We start from the raw sequence: 21,015 nt of genomic DNA on the forward strand, positions 1-21,015 counted from the left end.
CTACGCTTTGTACAGCATCCATGCTGTACATTACTCATCATTAACTAAGTTTCAGGTGTGATCACGGGGAATTGGAGTGTGTTGGTACATTGGTGTTTATGAATACTTGCAGGTATTTATTCATGCTTTTAGTTATATGAGACATATACAGGAAAATTATGTACGAAAATCGTTTTACTAATAGGATGCGCTGGGTTGATCGAGAACAAAGTGAGGGTATCCAATATCCGGGTATTTATATCTGTGCAATTACAGATGAAGATTTATCTAGTAAAGATTTTTCATGGATTACAAACATAGTGTATGTAGGAATGACGAACTCTGTAAAAGGCTTAAAAGGAAGGCTAAAACAGTTTGATAACACAATAAAAGGCAAAAGTGGTCATGGTGGCGCGGATCGCATGCGATACAAATATCAAAATTATAATGAGTTAGTAAACAAGTTATATGTAGCTGTAGCACCATTTACATGTAATGTTAAATCAAACAGTCCTGAAGACTTACGAACTATGGGTCAAGTAGCAAAGTTCGAATATGATTGCTTTGCACGCTTTACAGAATTATTTGGTTATCTTCCTGAGTTTAATGATTACGCCAAATCGCCTAAATATAGTTTAGCAACAGGGCATGAAGAATAGACTTTGGAGGGAAAAATATATTCAAATAGCTTTAAAGATTAGATACATGCTTCACCTTGATTGGCAACAAAGCGCTATTAGCATTGACTAAATATAATAGTTAATTGAATGGTGAAATTATTGTTTGCTTATATATTCAAACAAACAGTGTGCGCATATTTTCCATTTCACTTTGTTCAGAGATAATGAAAAACTTATTTATAGCAATATGTTAGGTGATTTATTAAAACTATATGAAATAGATAAATGAGCGTGAAGGCTGCAGAAATGTGCGATTCACGCACTACTTAATTGTGATAAAACTAATCGGGCACCGAGTATTATCGTAAAGTTTTTACTGTCAGAGAAAATAAAATAAAAGGAAGTAACATGGCTGCTAAGTCAAATTTGGTAAACCTAGATGCAATGATCAAAAGAGCCGATTTTGCACACAAACAAGATGAAAATTCATCTTTCGAAACCTTTAATAGTATTCCTGCTAGGGAGCTAGCCTCGGGTAGTCCTATAGTGGCTTTACTAAGAAAGCCTGATTTTCAAAGAGAAACAAACCATTGGACGCCAGATCAAGTTGTTTCTTTACTTGAATGCTATATCAATGGCGATCTAATTCCTTCTGTAATTTTATGGATGTCTCCTTCGTTTTTATTTGTTATTGATGGAGGGCATAGACTAAGCGTAATCCGCGCATGGATGGAAGATGATTATGGTGATGGGCAAATATCACACAAGCTATTTGGGCATGATATCTCTTCTGAACAAAAAAAAGCAGCGGAAAAAACGAGGAAACTAGTTAAAGAAAAAATCGGTGCATGGAGTTATTATCAAAGTCTTTTAAAAGACAATGATAATGACGATATAACACATGAACAAAGAAAAAAGTTAAGTACTTTGACTGCCCGTGGGTTACCGGTGCAATGGGTGAAAGGAGATACTGATAAGGCAGAGACATCATTCTTTAACATAAATATGAAAGGGACTCCCCTAGATCCTCTTGAGGAGTTGCTATTGAGGAATAGAAAAAGACCTGTCCCAATCGCTGCACGAGCAATTATTCGAGCAGGCAAGGGACATCGTTATTGGTCATCATTTGAGAAAGAGAAAACAGAAGTTATTGAAATGCAGTCTCTTAAATTGCACCGTTTATTATTTGACCCCGAGATAAAAAAGCCTATAAAGACTTTGGACTTGCCACTAAGTGGTTCAAAAGGTATTAGAACAGCAATTCAAATACTGATCGATTTTATCCTAATTGCAAACTCCAATCAGAAAGATGGTGTGCTGAAATTAGATAAATACCCTGAAGATCTATCTGGTGAGGGCACTCTTAATGTTTTGAAAAAAACGATCACGTTAGCATCAAGGATTACAGGTAATGATCGCGGTAGCCTTGGGCTTCACCCTGCAATATATTTCTATGGTCCTACAGGTCGTCACTCAAGCGCTATGTTTTTAGGTGCTATAACTCTTTTCAATGAAAAACTAATACAAAACAATAAATCTTTTTTTACTAAGTTCACAGATGTCAGAGCACAGTTAGAAGAAATACTTATTAATAATAAAGAGCTCGTCGCTACTATATTACAAAAACACATTAGTCATAAACGGGTTGATATCTTTAAAGACTTGCTAGAGAAGATTGTTGTTAAGTTATCAGAGAGAGAAGAAATAACTCAAAATGACTTAATTGTATTCTCTCAATTGGACGGTAAGTTAATTTCTGGTGATGTTCAAAATGGTAACTCTAAAATAACAGATGAACAGAAAAGTAAATTATTTATTAATGTTGCTTTAAAGAATGCTCTTACATGTCCTATTTGTAATGGTTATTTAGATGTAGATAAATCAGTATCTTATGACCACATACAAAGAGTTAGAGACGGTGGTGTGGGCAGCTCGAATAATGTACAGCTAACACACCCTTATTGTAACCAATCTATTAAGCAGTAAGTATTTATAGCAAGACGTTATCACTGTCCTTTCATGGTATATAACAGTCAACGAAGAGAATTGTTGACTGCTTTTAATTTAGTTAATTCCTAAATTAAAACTGTATAGACCCATCCTTAAATATATCAAATCCATTACCCAACAGCCAACTTCCCAGCCTCATGCCACATTTCACTCGGCATGGGGTTGGTTAACTTCCACGTTATATTCATTGGCTGGCTGCCGTTGTGGCTTTGGTATTTTACCTCGCCGTAGTTTACAAATCCCATAGTTCGGCCGTTTTCATCTTTGCCTTGTTCGCGCACAAATAACAGGATGGTTTTGCCTGTTTGCTGGTGCTGAATATAACTAAGGCCGCGTCCGTGTTCTGGGCGGGCGCTGTTTTGCGTTTGCCAATGGAACAGAGTAGGGCTGATTGCGTAGTCGTGATACAGCGTAGTGGGTGAGTAGGTTTTTTCGCACTTATTGAGCGTTACAAATAACAGCTCTAGGTTTTGGTTTTTAAATTCTAAAACGCCTTCGCGGGCGGTCGATTTTTTATCAAAAGTGTGCGCCCCAAAAGCGGCGAGTATTTGCTGGCGCGTGTAGCGGCTGTGTAATTTTATTGCATGATTAGGTAAGCACACTAAATCGCTTTCTTGCTGGTGTATGCGGTTTATTAATAGCGTAATTACTTGAGCAAGTTCGTGCTGTAGCTCTTTGTGTTTAAGTGCTTGTAAGCTTTGTTCAAGCGTTTTAAATCCCAAGCTTTTACCAGTGCCATCCCAAAAATTGTAATGCACCATAAGCGCGTACTGTTGGTTTTGCGCTGTTGGCATAAAGCTAAAGTCGTTTTTACATAAATCACGTAAAAAGCATAAGTAGCTGAGCGAGTCGCAGCCGAGTAATTGGGTGTTTATAGCACGGTAATATGCGGCGTAAATATCGGCTTGTTTTTCGGGTATTTCATCGCCTTTTAACCAGTGCCAGCCGCCGAGCTTTTTATCTTTTGGTTTGTATATATCTTCAATGGTGACTTGTGGGTTTATGCGTAAAAAGTTACTGAGCGTAAGCGCGTCATTAGTATGTTGCGAATAGCTATTTATAAGCTGCTGTAAACGGCGTTTAGAGTTTATAGCTTGCTGAATATTTTTTAATATTGTTTGTTGTGTGCGCTTTTGTAGCTCTATGCGGCAACCCAACGGTAAATGCGGGAAGTTGTTTTCAATCTCGGTTTTTATAGGCTGGTTGCTTTTACCAATAAGCGCGCGAAATTTACTGGCAAAGTCGTATTCGGGGCGTGCATTGCCTACAAAGTCGAGCACGGTACAGCACTGTTTTTGGCTGTTGTCGGGCAGGCGCAGGCCACGGCCGAGTTGCTGTAAAAAAAGCGTTAGGCTTTCAGTCGGGCGTAAAAATAACAGAGTATCGACCTCTGGAATATCGACACCTTCGTTAAAAATATCAACCACGCAAAGTATTTGTATTTCGCCTTGGCGTAGTACTTGTTGTTTGGCCGCGCGCTCATTGGTGTTTTTGCTGGTGAGTACATCGGCGTTTATACCCGCTAAGTTAAATTTTTCCGCCATAAATACAGCGTGATCTTGGCCTACACAAAACGCGAGTGCTTTAATGGTTTGAACATTGGTTACGATATCGCCAAGGCTCGATATAATTTTGTTAGCGCGGCTGTTCTCCCCTGTATAAAGGTTACTTAACTCACTTATATCGTAACGGCCACCTCGCCATTTTATTTGGCTTAGGTCGGTGTCGTCATCCAATCCAAAGTATTGAAATGGGCATAAATGGCGTTGATTTATTGCCTCTGGTAAGCGAATTTCAGCGGCTATTACCCCGCAAAAGTCATCGAGTATATTTGCGTCATCTTGTCGCTCTGGTGTAGCGGTTAAGCCAAGTAATATTGTGGGCTTAAAGTGATTTAAAATAGCGCGGTAACTTGCAGCACTAACGTGATGTACTTCGTCTATTACGATGTAGTCGTAGTAATCATGGGTTAAATTGAGTGATGCAATTTGGCTGTTCAGCGTTTGGATTGACGCAAATAATTGGTTGTAGCGCTGTGGCTTATAGTTACCTACCCACAGCTCGCCAAAGTCGTTATTTTTAAGCACGCCACGGTAAGCGCTTTGCGCTTGTTTTAGTATTTCTTCACGGTGGGCTACAAACAAAAAGTGTGCGTTTGGGTTTTTATCGTAAACAGTTTTAAAATCGAACGCCGATATGATGGTTTTACCTGTGCCGGTTGCAGCAACCACTAAATTTTTAAAACGATTATGTACGCTGCGCTCAGCACTTAGCTTTTCTAAAATAGCGAGCTGATGCGTTTTTGGTGTTATATCAAAATAAAACTGGCTGCTTGATTGCCCAACACCGCGCTGCTCGTTAAGTGAATTAATGAGCTTGTTTTTACACTCAACAGCGCCTGTAAATAGCTCGAAGTCTTTTGATTCCCAGTAGGTTTCAAACGTACTTTTGGTTTTAGCTATGATGTGCGGGATTTCTTGTGCGGTAATTTTTAAGTTCCACTCAAGGCCGCTGGTAAGCGCCGAATGCGATAAGTTAGACGAGCCAATATAGCCTGTATGAAAACCCGTATTGCGCATAAATAAGTAAGATTTAGCGTGTAGGCGCTCTTGCTGGTTATTGTAACTTAGCTTTACTTCGGTATTTGGTAGGTTTGCCAAAAACTCAACCGCTTTAGCATCCGTTGCGCCCATGTAAGAAGTAGTAATAACTTTGAGTTTATTGCCGCTTTTGGTAAAGGCTTCAAGCTCATTTTTAAATATGCGCAGCCCCGTCCATTTTATAAATGATACAAGCCAGTAAATAGTGTCGGACGATTTAATCTCGCGCTTTAGCTCGGTTTCGAGCGATATGCCCGCATTCGCACCGCTAAATAACTCACTTTGGGTAAGCCCTGTAAGTGGAAATATATCGCTTGAGTAATCTTTAAGATTCGCCGCAATAGGGTTTTGGGTATTAAACAGCGCGGTTAGAATACGCCCTTGGCTGTCGATAAGGTTTTCGTTAATTAGCTCGTCATCGCGAATGTGATCTTTAAGCCAAAGTACAAGGCTGTTAGCTAGGCTAATTTGTTCTTGTAGGCGCTCGTTTGAATTAGGGATAGCATCGATTGCATGCGTTACAAGTTTACTTAAAAAGCGTGAAAGCCATGTTGCTGCTTCGGCTGTTTCAAGCTGGCGCTCGCCCACATAAAATTGATCACGATCTAAGTTTTGCTCAATTACTTGCGTAATTAACTGCTCGTAAATACCAATTTGCTGCATTAAAACCACTCCCTGTTTGCGAGTGGTTAGTTTACTTAAATACGGTACAGCTACAAGTAATAATCGACTAAGTTACTAGTAATCAAGTACAAACGTGTAAGTTAAGTATTAGCCGAGAGAGTAATCAAATGATGATGCTAAGAAATTATCCCCTTCAACTTCACCTTAGAACACATAATTAATGAGTAATTACCTCGCATGGATGCGAGTAAAGCGATGCTTGCACATGGATGTGCTTTCATCGCGTTTACATTCATATTAATTATTTGTTTAAAGATAAGTGAAATTGAGGGGCGCCGTGTGATTCCAAAGAGAGACCGGCGCTTGTCTTTCTTTGGTTGCCATCGCCAATGCGATATTTGTAAATTATTTTAAAAGCTTCGCTTTTCGCGCGAGCAAGCTTTGCGCCTACAGGTGTTTAGGTGGGCTTTGCAGTGTGGCTTTGAATGATGCGACATGTACCTGTTTTTAAGGTATAAAGTAAACATTGTGATTATAGGAACTCATCATGGATGATTTATTAAACCAAGGTTTAAGCCTTTTATTTGTTATTGGTAGTGTTTATTCACTATTAGGTGTTTTGTTTATCAAAATATGGCTTCATCAGAAGAATGCAAAACTACCTGTAGATCGTAAAAAGCTTAAACGTGTTGCAGCGCAGACACTTAATGAACAAGTTAATGATAAAGTTTTAGATGTAATAGGCTTAGTCTTTTTGTCTGCTTTGATAGTAACCATGCCTTTTGCTTTGAAAGGAATTGCTGAAATGTTTGCCAGCGGCAAGCTCAATTACTTTTTAATTATCGTGATTGCATTGGGACTAACGTATGTGGCACGAAAGCTTTGGGTTAAATCTAACGACTTAATAAAGCTAAAACTAGGACGTGATGCAGAATTAGCAGTTGCTTCAGAGCTTATAGAATTACAGTCACACGGTTACCAGGTATTTCATGATATACAAGCAGATGGTTTTAATATTGACCATTTAGTTGTTGGGCCAAATGGAATATTTGCTATTGAAACCAAAGGCAGACATAAACGAATAAAAGACGATATAAATTACAAAGTTAAATTTGAGAATAACCATTTAGCATTTCCTTCTTGGTTTGAAAGTAAGCCGTTAGAGCAAGCTCAAAATCAAGCTAATTGGGTGAATAAATGGCTTTATGAATCTACCGGTTTTAATACTCCGGTTTTACCTGTTTTATGCTTTCCTGGTTGGTTTGTGGAACTAAAGCAGAGACCAACCTTTCCAATCGTTTCTCATAAACAAATAGTTAAAACTATCCTTTCAATGCGACAAGTTAGCTTAAATCAAGAGCAGCAGCGTGCTATTTGCTATCAACTGGTGCAGCGAGCCTTAAACGATAGTAAGGCAATTTAAAAGCTACGCTTTTCGCGCGAGCAAGCTTCGCGCTTACAGGTGTTGAGCTTGGCCTTATTTAAAAGCCAAAGCGCGATATAAAATCGCACCTACGCTTTTGTTAAGAGTGGTGTTTACATTAATGTAGGTGAGGTTTTATACCTCGCTTAAAAATACATTTTTTACCACAGGAAAGTGAATTACTGTTCAATGTAACGCTTAAAAGTAATGAGGCAATTAACTCTTCTATTCGCCTCATTGCATGAGGCAAATAAATAGCATAGACTGAAGCTAATTACCTTTAGGACTAAAGACTATGTGGATATGGCAACAGCAAAACTGGCCAAACTTTACGTGGGATGCTGCAGCGCTTGCTCCTTTACTTAGGGATCTTTCATATAATCAAGGTTTATTAGTAGGGCGTATGGGCGTGCAAAGTGCTCAACAAAAGCAGCAGGCCCTTGATACCTTACTTGCAAATATTATTCACTCCAGTGCGATTGAGGGTGAAAAGCTTAATGCATTTTCGGTTCGCTCTTCGCTTGCTAAAAAGCTCAACATTAATGAGCAACCTTACCCAACAACAGTGCAAAGCGATAATCTTGCAGAGATTATGCTTGATGCAATAAATAACACACACTCACCGCTTAATTTAGAGCGAGTGCTTAATTGGCATCGCTTATTGTTTGCAGGTGAGCAAAGCTTATTTACTAAAATTGAGGGCGGGCAATTGCGTGGTGACGAGCCAATGCAAGTGGTGTCGGGGCGCTTAGATAAACCGGTATTACATTTTACGGCGCCTCCTAAAGAGCGAGTAAATAAAGAGCTTTCGCTATTTTTTAACTGGTTTAACAAAACGCAAAACGATCCTCAAATAGACCCTTTTATTCGGGCAGCTATCGCACATTTATGGTTTGTAACAATACACCCACTTGAGGATGGTAATGGGCGTATTACACGGCTTATAACCGACCTGGCATTAGCGCAAGAACATGCTGAGTCAATTCGGTTTTACGCTATGTCGGTGGCTATTTTAGAAGACAGAAAAAACTACTATGAGGTGCTTGAAGCGACTCAACGTGGAGATCTTTGTATTACCCAATGGGTTAAATGGTTTTTACGTACGCTTAATAATGCGATACACCATACGCTTAATAATATTGAGCAAACAATTTTTAAAACCAATTACTGGGCAAGTAAAGATCAAACAAAGCTAGGTGAGCAGCAAGTAAAAGTGCTTAATAAGTTACTTGATGGCCAATTTGAACAGGGTATTAGTGCGAGTCAGTATCAAAAGGTGGCTAAGGTTAGCCGTGCCACCGCAACACGCCATTTATCGGACTTGCAAACGCTTGGATTTTTAACAAAAACCGCCGCAGGTGGGCGTAGTACACGTTACAAAATTGCCTAATGAGGCAATTACACATATTGTTTGCCTCATTGTATGAGGCGAATAGGTGTTTGAATTGTTGTAGGTGAGGCTTTATACCTCGCTTAATGTTTTTATAAAGCCAAAGCGCGATGTAAAATCGCACCTACGGTTTTGTTCAGTGCAGTGGTTTAATTATTGTAGGTGAGGTTTTATACCTCGCATGGTGTTTTTATAAGAGCAAAGCGCGATGTAAAATCACACCTACGGGTTTATTGAGTGCAGTGGTTTAATTAATGTAGGTGAGGTTTTATACCTCGCATGGTGTTTTTATAAAGCGAAAGCGCGATGTAAAATCGCACCTACGGGTTTGTTGAGTGCGGTGGTTTAATTATTGTAGGTGAGGTTTTATACCTCGCGGGTGTCTTTATAAAGCCAAAGTGCGATGTAAATTTCGGCCTACATTTTAAAAGCCTCGGTTTCCTCTTATCCCAACCGCGTTGCTTTCACTTTTATTTTACCGGCATTAGCGCCATAAAAGCGGCTTAGGTCGTTTGCGAATGGGCAAAACTCGCCTGATTTATCTATTTTAATGTCGGCGCCGTTGGCTATTTCAAAAAGGTGGTCGTCGTTTTTATTTATAGCACCAATGAGTGAAAACCACTGTGCGCGAGGGAATCGTCTAAATGGTTCGAGTACGGCCATTGGGATTTCTTTTACGCCAAGTTGTACGTTGTCGCGGTTCCAGCCTAATGGCGTGCACTTTATGCCATCGTCAAACCAATATTGATTTGGGTATGGGGTAAAGCGGTACGTAGCGCCTTGCTCTAGCATGAGGCCTGTTGCGTTGTATTGCTCAGAGGCAAATACCATTACATCTTGGCTTTGGTTAATGCTCAGCACACTCATGTTTTGATTAGCCAGTTCTATATGTTGGCTTAAACCAATAAAGCTAAGTGTGGTGTTGTCGTTATAGCTAATTTTGTAATGCAGTTTTTTAAGCGATTCTGGGCGGTAACTAGTTAGCTTATTAATACGTTCGGCTACGCTGTAGTGTACTAAGGGCTCAAGGTTGCTAGCTTCGTCATCAATTAATACATAGCACTCTCTATCTACTAATTTAAAAAACGGGTTAAACCAAAAGTAATTTTGTTGATGACTTAATGCGAGCGGATCGGGCGTTACTGTTACGTCATCTTGTGCTACTAAGTTGCTATCGGGGAGTAGGGTTTCGTAGTCTATGTCGTGGCTAGTGAGTAACGATATATTAAGCGGTTGTTCTATTAACCACTCAAGTGCATAGCGCAAGCTAATATCGGCTAGGCCATCGCGGTAGTAACCACCGCCAATGTCTGAATGCGCACCTGCAAACCATAGCTCGGTAATATTGTTTTGATGGTTCATAAGTGTGGGTTCAAAGGCGCGGCGTTTTTCGTCAAGGGCTACGCAGTGCAGCGCGTGAGTAATGTTGTTGGCAATGGTGTGGTTTTCAAAAATAACATGCTCTGCGCCACGTGTGGCTTTACTTACTTTTGACAAACCAATAGAGGCGACAGTATCAAACACACATACGTAAACATTATCAGCAATTAAAGGCTCTAGGATTTTAGCAAAACGTCTGGCAAGCGCAGCGCCTCGGCTAAAGCCCGTTAGCAGTATGGTATCGCCTAATTGATAGTGAGCTTTAAAGTCGCTTAACGCTTGATTTAAAATACTGGCTACGTCGTCACCACGAGGTGCAAGGGCTTGGTTTAAAATGCGTTTAAGGCGGCTGCCTTTAGTACCAATACCTTGATAATAAAAACTGAGTTGGTTTGAAAATGGAGTAACGGGGGAGTCTTCTAATTTACCGCCAAGCAGCAAATGCAGTTTTAGAATATTTGTAATATTAGAGTCTTCTTTAAAATGATCTGAGCTAAATTGTTCTGCGTCACGGGGCTCGTTTCCTGTGCCGTCAAAGTTAAAAATTAGCGTTTTACCCGTCATAACCCAATTCCCTTAGTTGTTTTAAATACTCTACACAGACAATGTTAAAAATTAAAGACAGTGATAACGCTCACTGTCTTTAATTTAGTATATATAGATTAGTGCAACTTCATTTTAGGGCGCACTACACGCAGCACTTTTTCGCTTATCCATAATGCAAAGGTTTTTGCGCTACCGTGTATGGCGCGTTGGTGCATACGGTATAAAGATATATACATAAAGCGGGCAATTTTACCTTCAATAAAAAAGGTATTGCTGGTTAGGTTGCCCATTAAGTTACCTACAGTGCTGTAGCTTGATAAGTTAACAAGTGAGCCATGGTCGCTGTATTTAAAGCCGCGTAGTGGTTGCTGCTTTAGCGTTGCGATTAGATTTTTTTCGACGCACTGCGCCATTTGATGCGCCGATTGTGCACGAGGTGGTACTTGCTTGCCGTCGGCTTGGGTAAATGCGCAGCAATCACCTAATACAAAAATGCTTTCGTCAACGGTGCTTTGTAAAAACTCGTTTACTTGAATTTGGTTGCTGCGCGTCAGCTCAAAAATACCTAAGTCTTTAATAAAATCAGGTGCTTTTACGCCTGCTGCCCACACCATAATATCGGCATCAATGTGTTCTTCGTCTTTGGTGATAAAGCCTTGTGCGGTGCCTTCTTTTACTTGTGTTTGCTCGCGCACGTTTACGCCAAGTTTTAATAGCTCACGTTTAGCACTTACGGCAATACGCTCAGGTAATGCAGGTAAAATACGTGGTCCGGCTTCTATTAAATGAATATGCAAACGCTTAGACGACATATTTGTTAAACCATAAAGCTTTAATAGCTCAGACACATGGTAAAGCTCAGCCGAGAGCTCAACACCGGTAGCACCGCCGCCAACAATGGCAATATTAAGTGATTGTTGTTGGTTGTCGTCTTGATGAAGGCGCGTAAAGCTATCTAGTAATGAGTGCTGAAAGCGCTCTGCTTGTTGGCTTGAATCTAAAAAGTAGCAATGCTCTTTTATACCTGGGGTATTAAAGTCGTTACTTACGCTGCCAATGGCAATAACAAGGTGATCGTAACGAACTGTACGGCCAGGTAAAATAGTGTGGCCTAACTCGTCGTTTAATGGGGAGAGGGTAATTGTTTTATTGCTTTGGTCTATATTGCAAAAGGTGCCAAGTTGAAAACGATAATGATGTTTTGCGGCATGGGCTGAATACACAACGCCATCTAAATCAGGGTCAATAGAGCCTGTCGCTACTTCGTGCAGTAACGGCTTCCATATGTGGGTACGGTTTTTGTCTATTAACAGTATATCTGCTTGTTTTTTTTTCCCTAGCTTATGCCCCAGTTGGGTTGCAAGTTCTAATCCGCCAGCACCACCGCCAATAACGACGATTTTAGGTATTGTAATACTCATAACGTTGCCCTTAAAAATAATATACCCAAGTGATCTGTATTTTTTATTAGTTTTTTAAGGTGACTTGGGTATCAATAAATTATTTTGGCAACAAGCAGTTACTACTCATTTTATGGGTGCCTAGTTTGCGCCTAAATAAAACCGATGTCAGCAATAAATAATGTTATTTGTTGTATACTTATACCCAAACCGTCTCAATATGCAGAATTCAGCGTTTCACAGGGGCTTAATATCAAGGCGTTACTTTGCAAGAATGGCAGCCCCCTTTTAAGAAGTAACAACGATGAGAGTAAGTGCCTGTGAAACGCCCAATGGGTTGGTTTAAAAGCGATTTATACTGCGTTATTGATTTTAACAATAGAACCACTATTACTTGCAATCAATGCCTTGCTTAAATTGCTTTTAACTCCAACTGAAACTCTCATCTTGAGATGGTTTGGGTATACATGCAAATATTTCATACACACCGAGTTGCAAATATTTTATCTACACCGCATTTTTATAAGCATGACTATTGTTTAGCCATCAAAAGGACATTTATGACCACGCCACTAATTCAATCACTTGAGCAGCACTTTGGTTTTAGCCAATTTAGAACAGGGCAACAACAAACTATAGATCAGCTTTTAAATGGTCAATCGTCGTTGGCTATATTTCCGACCGGCTCGGGTAAATCGTTGTGCTATCAATTAACTGCGTTGCATTTACCAAATTTAACCTTAGTGGTTTCGCCTTTACTTGCGTTGATGAAAGATCAAATTAGCTTTTTAAATAGCAAAGGTATTTATGCTGCCAGCCTTGATTCGAGCCAAGATCAAATGCAAAGCAGCACCGTAATGAATGATGTGCGAAATGGTAAAATTAAAGTATTAATGGTGTCGGTTGAGCGCTTTAAAAACGAGCGTTTTAGAGAGTTTATAAGCCAAGTGGCGCTTTCGATGTTAGTGGTAGACGAAGCGCACTGTATATCAGAATGGGGCCATAACTTTAGACCCGACTACCTTAAATTGCCGCGTTACCGCGAAGAGCTTAATATTCCTTTAGTGTTGTTACTTACTGCAACGGCGACTAAAAAAGTAAAACGCGATATGGCAGAGCGCTTTGCTATTGCGCCTGAGTGCATTGTGCAAACGGGCTTTTACCGCGCTAATTTAGATTTAAGTGTGTTGAGCGTTAAAACCGCCGATAAAAACACCGAGCTTACCAACATAGTGCGTGCGCAAAGTGGCCCAGGTATTGTGTATGTAACGCTACAGCAAAGCGCTGAGCAAGTTGCTAATGCGCTAAGTGCGCAAGGTGTGCATGCAGTTGCTTATCATGCAGGGCTTGAAGATACGCTACGCTGGCAAATTCAAGATGACTTTATGGGCGGTAAAATTAACGTTGTTGTGGCAACTATAGCCTTTGGTATGGGCGTTGATAAATCTGATATTCGCTTTGTTATACATTACGACTTACCAAAATCGATAGAAAACTACAGCCAAGAAATTGGCCGAGCAGGGCGCGATGGCAATCCATCAAATTGTTACACGCTTGCTAACCTAGACGGCCTAAATACGGTTGAAAACTTTGTATATGGCGACACCCCTGAGCTTAGCGGTATTGAATACGTAATTAACGATATTCGCCAAAGCCACCAGCAATGGGAAATGCAAGAATATAGCTTATCGAGCGAAAGTAATATTAGGCAACTGGCACTTAAAACCTTACTTGTACAGCTTGAAATGCAAGGCGCTATAACGCCGCAATATGCTTACTACGCCGATTTTAAATATAAATTTTTGGTTGATAAAAACGAGCTACTTGGTCATTTTGATGAGCAACGCCAAGCATTTTTAACACAAATATTTAGCCATACCGATTTTAAAAAAATATGGGGCACGCTAAATTTTGACTCCCTTACACAAGCTGCGCAGGTTGATCGAAAACGCGTAGTGGCTGCTCTTGATTACCTAGCCGAAAAAAATCTAATAACGCTCGAAACCAAACGTATTACCCAAGTATACAAAGTGCATGAAAAGGTTATAAATAACCCAGAACTTGCCCAGCAACTTCATGATTACTTTACCGACAAAGAACAGGCCGAAATTAAACGTATTGCTGCACTGGTACGCTTTTTTGAGCTACAAAGTTGTTTAAGCTATAACTTAGCGCGCTATTTTGACGATCAAAATGCACCTGAGCAATGTGGGCATTGTAGTGTGTGTAGAGGGCATGCGGTTAAGCTTGAATATTCTATAGAGCCTGCATATATTGACGAGCAACTTATTTATCAAAAGGTAGATGAGTTTTTAGCGCATATGGCAGGCAAGGGTAATCATAATGTGGGTATTGAAACCCAATGCCGCTTTTTAGCAGGGATGAGTGTGCCGTTATTTGCGCGTAATAAAGTGCGCCAGCTGAGTGGTTTTGCGCTGTGCGAGCAAATGCGTTACAGCGATATTAAAGCAAAACTACTAGCGCGTTAAATTAGTTACTGTATCCTAGTGGCTTATTCAAAAAAGTAAGCCACTATGCCTCATATTGTTATTCCCGTTGAAAATATTTCTACTACCCCAGAGCCCGTTACGTGTGCTAACTGCCAAGCCTGTTGTTGCCAATTAGAAGTGCGCATAGTAACCGACACCGGCGTGCCTTTTAACTACATTGAATACGATAAATGGGGCAGCGAAGTAATGAAACGCGCTGACGACGGTTGGTGCCAAGCACTCGACCGCAATACGCTTATGTGCTCTATTTACGAAAACCGCCCATTAGTTTGCCGCGAGTTTGAAATGGCGTCGGGTGAGTGTATTACCGAGCGCGATTTAGCGGGTATATAGTCCGCTATTATTAAAGTACATAAACAACAAAGGGGCTTAAAAGCCCCTTTGTTTATTGCTTACTATAAAAATTAAACTTTAAAGTAGCTAATATACTTTTTAAGTGTATTTGAAAGGTCAGCTAATGCAACGGCTTCTTGTGCGTTACTGTTAAGCGACATGCTGGTTTCTTTGGACATACTGGCAATTTCTTCAACGCCGGTACTAATTTGCGCCACGGTGGCTACTTGGTTTGATGTTGATTCAACAATTTCAAGCACGTTACTTAATGAATCGTTAGCTTGTTGCTGTATTTGATGCAGTAACTCGTTTGCTTCGTGAGTAAGCGTTAGGCCATTTTCTACTTGTGGTACTGTGGTTTCCATAGCTGTTACCGACGCTTGCGTGTTTTCTTGTACTTGCAAAATCATCTTCTCAATGTCGCCTGTTGCATCACCAGTACGCTGGGCAAGTTGTCTTACCTCGTCAGCAACAACAGCAAACCCTCGGCCTGTTTCGCCTGCTCTTGCAGCTTCTATTGCTGCATTTAGTGCAAGCAAGTTTGTTTGATCAGAAATACTGCGGATCACACTTAAAATATCGCCAATGTGTTTTACATGTTCTTGCAGCACGTTTACTTGGGTAACTGTGGCTTTTACGGTTACTGAAATTTGCTCAATTTCGGCCGCTACTTTTTGCACTGCAATACTACCTTGCTGCGATAATTGCGCGGTTATTTTTGAGTTATCTTCTGTTTGCCTAACTGAGTCGGCTACAGCATGGATACTACGGCTCATTTCTTCTAGGCTGCTTACTGCCGAGTTTGTATAAGTTACTTGTGCGTCAGCGGCACTAAGTGCTTGCTGCGAGCCAGACGCTACGCTTGCAGAGTGAGTAGAAAGCTCTTCAGATGAGTTAATAATGCTATCTACAATGGTTTTTAATTTAGATTGCATAACCCCTACAGAAGCCATCATGCTATTTGGGCAACACGACTGTACATCACCTCTTAAGTCGCCTTGCGCAATAAGGGCAATTACTTCAGCAGCTTCTTGTGGTTCGCCACCTACTGAATTTCTGATCAGTTGGCTAATAACATACGCAACGCTTATGCCTATTAAAAAGGCAAGTGCGGTGAGCGAAATCATCCAAATTTTAAACGAGCTGGCAATATCGAGAGTATCGATAGTGGTGGTTTGATTTGCTTGCTCTTGCAGGTTTATAAATTGGTTTATAACATTTAGCCACTGGGTAAACGCAGGGCGCGCATCGGTTAATAAAATGCGCTCAGCTTCGTTTAGGTTTCCTGCATTTTTAGCGTTTATTACACCTTGAATGAAAGGTTGAGTGCGCTGCTCTATTTGATTTATTTTATTAATTAGAGCGCGCTCTTCATTATTCATATTACCCATTAGCTCGGCCATAGATCGGCTTGATGTTTGGTAAAATGCGTTTAGCTCTTTTATGCTCTTTAACACGGTGCTTAAACTGCTTTGATCGGTAATTAGCACTACATCGCGCACGGCTATTGCTCTGTCGTGTACGCTGCCTCTAAAGTTAATTGCGTAACGTTGCTTTACCGAATTTACGTCGGTCATGTGGGTAATGTTATTATTAATGAGGCTAACGCGCGAAATGCCAATAATGGTTAAAATAAGCATCATTGATAAAATTACGCCAAAGCCGGTCGTTAAACGCATGTTTATGGTCATGGTTGATCCCAAGTGTGAGTCAATACGCGCAAGAGCAGCTTGTATTATTAGTGATTATTCTAAAACAATAGCAGCATTATGCCTTATTAATTAAAGTTTTATTAGCAATAAGGGATTGTTTGTTAATTTAGTTTACAAGCGTAACTTTAATGAGGAGTGTTTTTCAGGCATTAAAAAAGGGGCTAAATGCCCCTTAGTGTTATATAAAAATATTATATAAAAGTTTAGTCGTACTTTGCTTCTAGCTCATTAGCTGTATGAAACTTCTCATGGCTTTGTAATTGCTCGTCGTATTTAACGAGGTTTTTAAAGTGCGCTAGTTGACCTGAGTTTTTAACTATTTCAACAATAAACGACATCATAAAGTCAGCGCCCGTTAGGGTATCGCCCACTAAATAACGTTTACCTTCAAGGCGGTCGTTAAAGTAGCTAATTACTTTAGCTGTTTCAGCGTCAGCATAGCCTTCTAAAAACTGCGTTTTAGCGCCGTCTTTTAGTACAAACATTTTAAGTAAAAGCGGTAAAATTGCTGAGCTTTCTGCAAAGTGCAGCCATTGCTGATAGTCAACATATTCAGCGGTATCTACTTTTGGTGCAAATTTACCGTTGCCGTATTTAGTAATAAGGTAATCGGTAATAGCGCCTGATTCAGCAATAATTAAACCGCCATCTTCAATTACCGGTGACTTACCAAGTTGATGAATATGCTTTAGTTCGTCAGGAGCTAGGAAGGTGTCTTTATTACGCTGATAAGCCACAATTTCGTAGTCAACATTTAGCTCTTCTAAAAGCCAAATTACGCGTTTAGAACGTGATTTATTTAAATGGTGTAGTTTGATCATGTCAGTCCTTTTTTGGCTTGTAAGGACTTGGCCTTACAAGCCGTTTAAAATTAAAGTGGGTTATTAATTTTAACCACAGTTTTACCAAAGTTTTTACCGCATATCATGTCGTTGAACGCGCCTACTGTATTTTCGATGCCTTCTACCATGTGCTCACGGTATTGAATTTTTCCGTCTTGCAGCCATTTTTGCATGTCTTGTGCAAACTCGTCGTAACGGTCGCCGTAATCATCAAAAATGATAAAGCCTTGCATTTTAATACGCTTAGTAAGCAATTGACCCATTAGCATACCTAAACGGTCTGGGCCTTCTGGCAAGCTAGTAGCGTTATATTGCGATACTAAACCACACAATGGTACGCGTGCTGCGGTATTTAATAGTGGTAATACGGCGTCGAATACTTTACCGCCCACATTTTCGTAGTAAACATCAATGCCTTTATTACAGGCTTTTTCTAACTGCTCTGCAAAGTCATCAGCTTTGTGATCAATACAGGCATCAAACCCTAGTTTTTCAACGGCGTGTGCACATTTTTCGCTACCACCAGCAACACCCACTACTTTACAGCCTTTAATTTTAGCTATTTGACCAACCGTTGCACCTACTGGGCCTGTTGCTGCTGCAACAACTACGGTTTCGCCTTCTTTAGGCTGGCCAATATCAAGTAAACCCATGTAAGCAGTAAAGCCAGGCATACCCATAATACCTAATGCGTATGAAGGGTTTGCAGGCTCTTTACCTAATTGCATTAAGCCTTCGCCGTCGGTAATGGCGTAGTCTTGCCAACCTGTGTAGGCAAGTACCCACTCGCCTTCGTTAAACTTATCGTTTTTAGACTCTTCTACTTGGCACACGGTTGCGCCAACCATTACATCGCCAATATTAACTGGGTCAGCGTACGACTTAGCATCACTCATACGGCCTCGCATATACGGGTCTAATGATAGGTAAATAGTACGTAGTAAAACTTCGCCGTCTTTTAGAGCAGGAAGCTCTACCGTTTTTAATTTAAAGTTTTCATCTGTTGGAGCGCCATTAGGGCGTGATTCAAGAGTAAGTTGGCGACTAGTCGTAGACATAAAAGATCTCCTATTAATATAAATAAACTACTTACCGAATGTTTACGCTTTAAAAATCGTGTTCAGCTAAACAATAATGCGCGGCTAAGCAGTATGAATATGTACAATGCGTACCTTAATAAAGGAGTTTTGGGCGGGTGGTTGATAATTCAACCTTTGCGCAAATTTAATTAGAGTAATTAGTCTGCTTTGAGCTTACTAAATATATGATTGTTGTAAAATACCCCGTTTTTATAAATGGCCTGTTTAAGCACAGCCTCTTGCTCAAAGCCACTTTTAATAAGTGCTTTCATAGAGCCGGTATTACCAGCAAACACAGCGCCAAAAATTCTGTTTATGTTGGATTGCGCAAACGCTTCATTGCATATAAGTTCAATAGCGCGAGTAATAATGCCTTGCCCCCAATAGGCTTTATTTAGCCAATAACCAATTTCGCCACTGTGGCTGTATTCAAATTCGCCGGGAGTTATGCCAATACAGCCGGCAAATTGCCCATTAACCTCAATGGCCTTAGCCGTTGCGTCAATTACGCCGTTTTTTGAGCCTTGGCTTATCCACCAGTTTGCATCGGCTTGCGTATACGGAAACGGAATTTTTGACGATAAATAACGCGTTACCTGTTCATCATTTAAGGTGTTAATAATAAAAGGCGCGTCTTGGGCTTTAAACTCTCTGAGGGTGATCATATTTTTTCATAAATTTTTAGTATGCACACTAACTTAACAATCATTTAAGAGTTAAACAATCAGAACCTAAATTAAACGGTTTACGGCTATTACTTTGTTTTAAAGTCCTCTAATATAAGCAAAATATTACACCTATTTTAGATGCCATTATGCACCCTCACATTAAAGCGCTTTATAACAGCGCCCAAAAACCAAGCCGTTTAATTATTGGTTTAATGAGCGGTACCTCGTTGGACGGGCTTGATGTTGCACTGTGTAAAGTAACGGGCGCGGGCTTAAATACACACATTGAGGTTTTAAATTTTTCCACCGTTGACTACAATGACGATTATAAAACTAAAATAAAGCAGGTATTTGCCAAACGAGAGTGCGATTTAGAGCTTGTAACTTTATTACACCCATGGGTAGGTAAACTCCATGGTGATATGGTTAATCAGTGCTTACATACTTGGCAGATAAATCCGGCAAGTATTGATGTAATAGCCAGCCACGGGCAAACAATTTACCACTGCCCACAGTCGCAACATAACCACAAAAGCTTTACTAATGGCACCTTACAAATTGGCGATAGCGACCAAATAGCTGTTACTACCGGCATTACAACCATTGGTGACTTTAGGCAAAAACACATAGCCGCAGGAGGCGAGGGTGCACCACTTGCTGTGTATGGCGATTATTTGTATTTTTCGAGCGCTGTTGAGAGTCGGGTTTTGCTAAACATGGGCGGCATAGCTAACTTAACGTTTTTACTAAAAAATGGCGATGCAAACGGTGTGTTTAGTAGCGATATTGGCCCTGGTAATACCATTATGGATGCCTACGTACAGCAACATTTTATAGGGCTACATTATGACGATGGCGCAAAAATAGCAAAAGCAGGCAAGGTAAATACGCCATTATTGAATGCTTTATGTAATAACGCATTTTTTAAACTCCCAATGCCTAAAACCACAGGGCCGGAGGTATTTAACTTAGCGTATTTAAACGCCGCACAGCAGCTTACAAATACACAACACTTAAGCCATGAAGATGTGATGGCCACCTTAAATACCTTTACTGCAACCGTTATAGCAAATGCATTAAACGAGTGTGCAGAGCGCGCACAAAATTGTGTGGTGTATGCAAGTGGTGGCGGTATTCATAACCCGTTACTAATGGCGCAACTTACAGCGCTTTGTCCACGTATTAAGGCTTTTAAAAACACCGACGATTTAGGTATAAATCCCGATGCCAAAGAGGCCGTGTTATTTGCTATTTTAGCAAACGAATGCCTAGCAGGAGAGCAGCAACACCTAAGTAATACTGCACAAGGTATTGCGGGAGTTACTATGGGTAAAGTAAGTTTTGCTGATTAATAACTTATAAGACGCGTCGCGTAATTTAAGTGCAGCCAGCACTAAAACAGCGATAAAAACGTAGAACCCATACTCGCAAAGTAGCTACGAACGCCCTGTGACTTGGTATGTTCAGTTTTTATTTGCTCAGGAATATAGCCTTGCTCAAATGCTTTAATGTATACATCGAGTTGTTGGCTTTCTTTTAAAGTCGTGTTTTTTCCATGCAGCATCATTTGCACTACAAAACACTGGCTTTGTGTAATGTCACTTAAAGTTAGATTTACAGTACCAGATTCAAGGTCTGCATTGCTCAGCGTTTTTTCAGTAAAATACTGCGCCCCACGTGCACTGGGCTGCGTTGCACTTAGTGAAATAACATCGCTCTCATTTGCGCCATCAGGCAACACACACTGCAGCGTAATGTTATGCGCAGCATTGGCTTTTAGCGATAGCTTTTCATATTCCATAGCGTGGCTCATCGCCGCAGACATAGAATCATCAAATGATTGCAGTGCAAATGTTAGTTGCACTAAGGGTGTACTCATCTTACTTAGTCTTCTTGAGT

15 protein-coding genes are annotated in these 21,015 nt (G+C 40.4%); 7 read left to right on the plus strand and 8 right to left on the minus strand.

Annotated elements, in window-relative coordinates:
• Window positions 1–158 precede the first annotated feature (158 nt).
• Together CXF89_RS06690 and CXF89_RS06695 are read left to right on the plus strand one after the other, a co-directional pair.
• Complete coding sequence (locus tag CXF89_RS06690) at window positions 159–638, plus strand: hypothetical protein (RefSeq protein WP_121954149.1); 480 nt, start codon at window positions 159–161, stop codon at window positions 636–638.
• Window positions 639–1,007: 369 nt separating this feature from the next.
• A complete protein-coding gene (locus CXF89_RS06695; protein WP_121954150.1) occupies window positions 1,008–2,585 on the plus strand; it encodes a GmrSD restriction endonuclease domain-containing protein in 1,578 nt (525 codons plus the stop codon).
• A 134-nt stretch (window positions 2,586–2,719) separates the two neighbouring features.
• Here the strand turns inward: CXF89_RS06695 and CXF89_RS06700 are convergent, their stop codons facing one another.
• The gene (locus CXF89_RS06700) at window positions 2,720–5,872 is read right to left on the minus strand and encodes a DEAD/DEAH box helicase (RefSeq protein WP_121954151.1); all 3,153 of its coding nucleotides are present in this window, start codon (window positions 5,870–5,872) and stop codon (window positions 2,720–2,722) included.
• Between the two features lie 508 nt (window positions 5,873–6,380).
• Here CXF89_RS06700 and CXF89_RS06705 point away from each other — a divergent pair.
• Together CXF89_RS06705 and CXF89_RS06710 are read left to right on the plus strand one after the other, a co-directional pair.
• Window positions 6,381–7,256: a nuclease-related domain-containing protein gene (locus CXF89_RS06705; protein ID WP_121954152.1), complete on the plus strand. Its 876-nt coding sequence runs from the start codon at window positions 6,381–6,383 to the stop codon at window positions 7,254–7,256.
• A 295-nt stretch (window positions 7,257–7,551) separates the two neighbouring features.
• The gene (locus CXF89_RS06710) at window positions 7,552–8,646 is read left to right on the plus strand and encodes a Fic family protein (protein ID WP_121954153.1); all 1,095 of its coding nucleotides are present in this window, start codon (window positions 7,552–7,554) and stop codon (window positions 8,644–8,646) included.
• Window positions 8,647–9,090: 444 nt separating this feature from the next.
• Here the strand turns inward: CXF89_RS06710 and CXF89_RS06715 are convergent, their stop codons facing one another.
• On the minus strand, window positions 9,091–10,590 hold the full coding sequence (locus CXF89_RS06715; protein WP_121954154.1) for a phospholipase effector Tle1 domain-containing protein: 1,500 nt from the start codon (window positions 10,588–10,590) through the stop codon (window positions 9,091–9,093).
• A gap of 98 nt (window positions 10,591–10,688) precedes the next feature.
• Window positions 10,689–11,993, minus strand: a complete 1,305-nt coding sequence (locus CXF89_RS06720) for an NAD(P)/FAD-dependent oxidoreductase (protein WP_076924960.1) — start codon at window positions 11,991–11,993, stop codon at window positions 10,689–10,691.
• A gap of 539 nt (window positions 11,994–12,532) precedes the next feature.
• Between CXF89_RS06720 and CXF89_RS06725 the strand changes: the two genes are divergently transcribed.
• The gene (locus tag CXF89_RS06725) at window positions 12,533–14,461 is read left to right on the plus strand and encodes a RecQ family ATP-dependent DNA helicase (RefSeq protein WP_121954155.1); all 1,929 of its coding nucleotides are present in this window, start codon (window positions 12,533–12,535) and stop codon (window positions 14,459–14,461) included.
• 45 nt (window positions 14,462–14,506) lie between these two features.
• Entirely contained in the window at window positions 14,507–14,815 is a 309-nt protein-coding gene (locus tag CXF89_RS06730; RefSeq protein ID WP_010554993.1) for a YkgJ family cysteine cluster protein, read from the plus strand.
• A 71-nt stretch (window positions 14,816–14,886) separates the two neighbouring features.
• On the opposite strand, the gene CXF89_RS06735 is transcribed toward CXF89_RS06730, so the two are convergent.
• The 4 genes from CXF89_RS06735 to CXF89_RS06750 all read right to left on the minus strand — a co-directional run bounded on the left by CXF89_RS06735 (window position 14,887) and on the right by CXF89_RS06750 (window position 19,113).
• Window positions 14,887–16,506: a methyl-accepting chemotaxis protein gene (locus CXF89_RS06735; RefSeq protein WP_121954156.1), complete on the minus strand. Its 1,620-nt coding sequence runs from the start codon at window positions 16,504–16,506 to the stop codon at window positions 14,887–14,889.
• A 224-nt stretch (window positions 16,507–16,730) separates the two neighbouring features.
• A complete protein-coding gene (locus tag CXF89_RS06740; RefSeq protein WP_010554991.1) occupies window positions 16,731–17,348 on the minus strand; it encodes a glutathione S-transferase family protein in 618 nt (205 codons plus the stop codon).
• 50 nt (window positions 17,349–17,398) lie between these two features.
• Complete coding sequence (locus CXF89_RS06745; protein WP_121954157.1) at window positions 17,399–18,427, minus strand: NADP-dependent oxidoreductase; 1,029 nt, start codon at window positions 18,425–18,427, stop codon at window positions 17,399–17,401.
• Window positions 18,428–18,606: 179 nt separating this feature from the next.
• Window positions 18,607–19,113 (minus strand): GNAT family N-acetyltransferase, encoded by a 507-nt coding sequence (locus tag CXF89_RS06750; RefSeq protein ID WP_121954158.1) that lies wholly within the window; start codon window positions 19,111–19,113, stop codon window positions 18,607–18,609.
• A gap of 149 nt (window positions 19,114–19,262) precedes the next feature.
• Here CXF89_RS06750 and CXF89_RS06755 point away from each other — a divergent pair, with 149 nt between their 5' ends.
• Window positions 19,263–20,468: an anhydro-N-acetylmuramic acid kinase gene (locus CXF89_RS06755; protein ID WP_121954159.1), complete on the plus strand. Its 1,206-nt coding sequence runs from the start codon at window positions 19,263–19,265 to the stop codon at window positions 20,466–20,468.
• Window positions 20,469–20,509: 41 nt separating this feature from the next.
• Here CXF89_RS06755 and CXF89_RS06760 read toward each other — a convergent pair whose 3' ends face one another.
• The gene (locus CXF89_RS06760) at window positions 20,510–20,995 is read right to left on the minus strand and encodes a hypothetical protein (RefSeq protein WP_121954160.1); all 486 of its coding nucleotides are present in this window, start codon (window positions 20,993–20,995) and stop codon (window positions 20,510–20,512) included.
• Between the last annotated feature and the right edge of the window lie 20 nt (window positions 20,996–21,015).

It is taken from the genome of Pseudoalteromonas sp. MelDa3 (assembly GCF_002863625.1).
GTDB classification, from domain to species: domain Bacteria; phylum Pseudomonadota; class Gammaproteobacteria; order Enterobacterales; family Alteromonadaceae; genus Pseudoalteromonas; species Pseudoalteromonas arctica.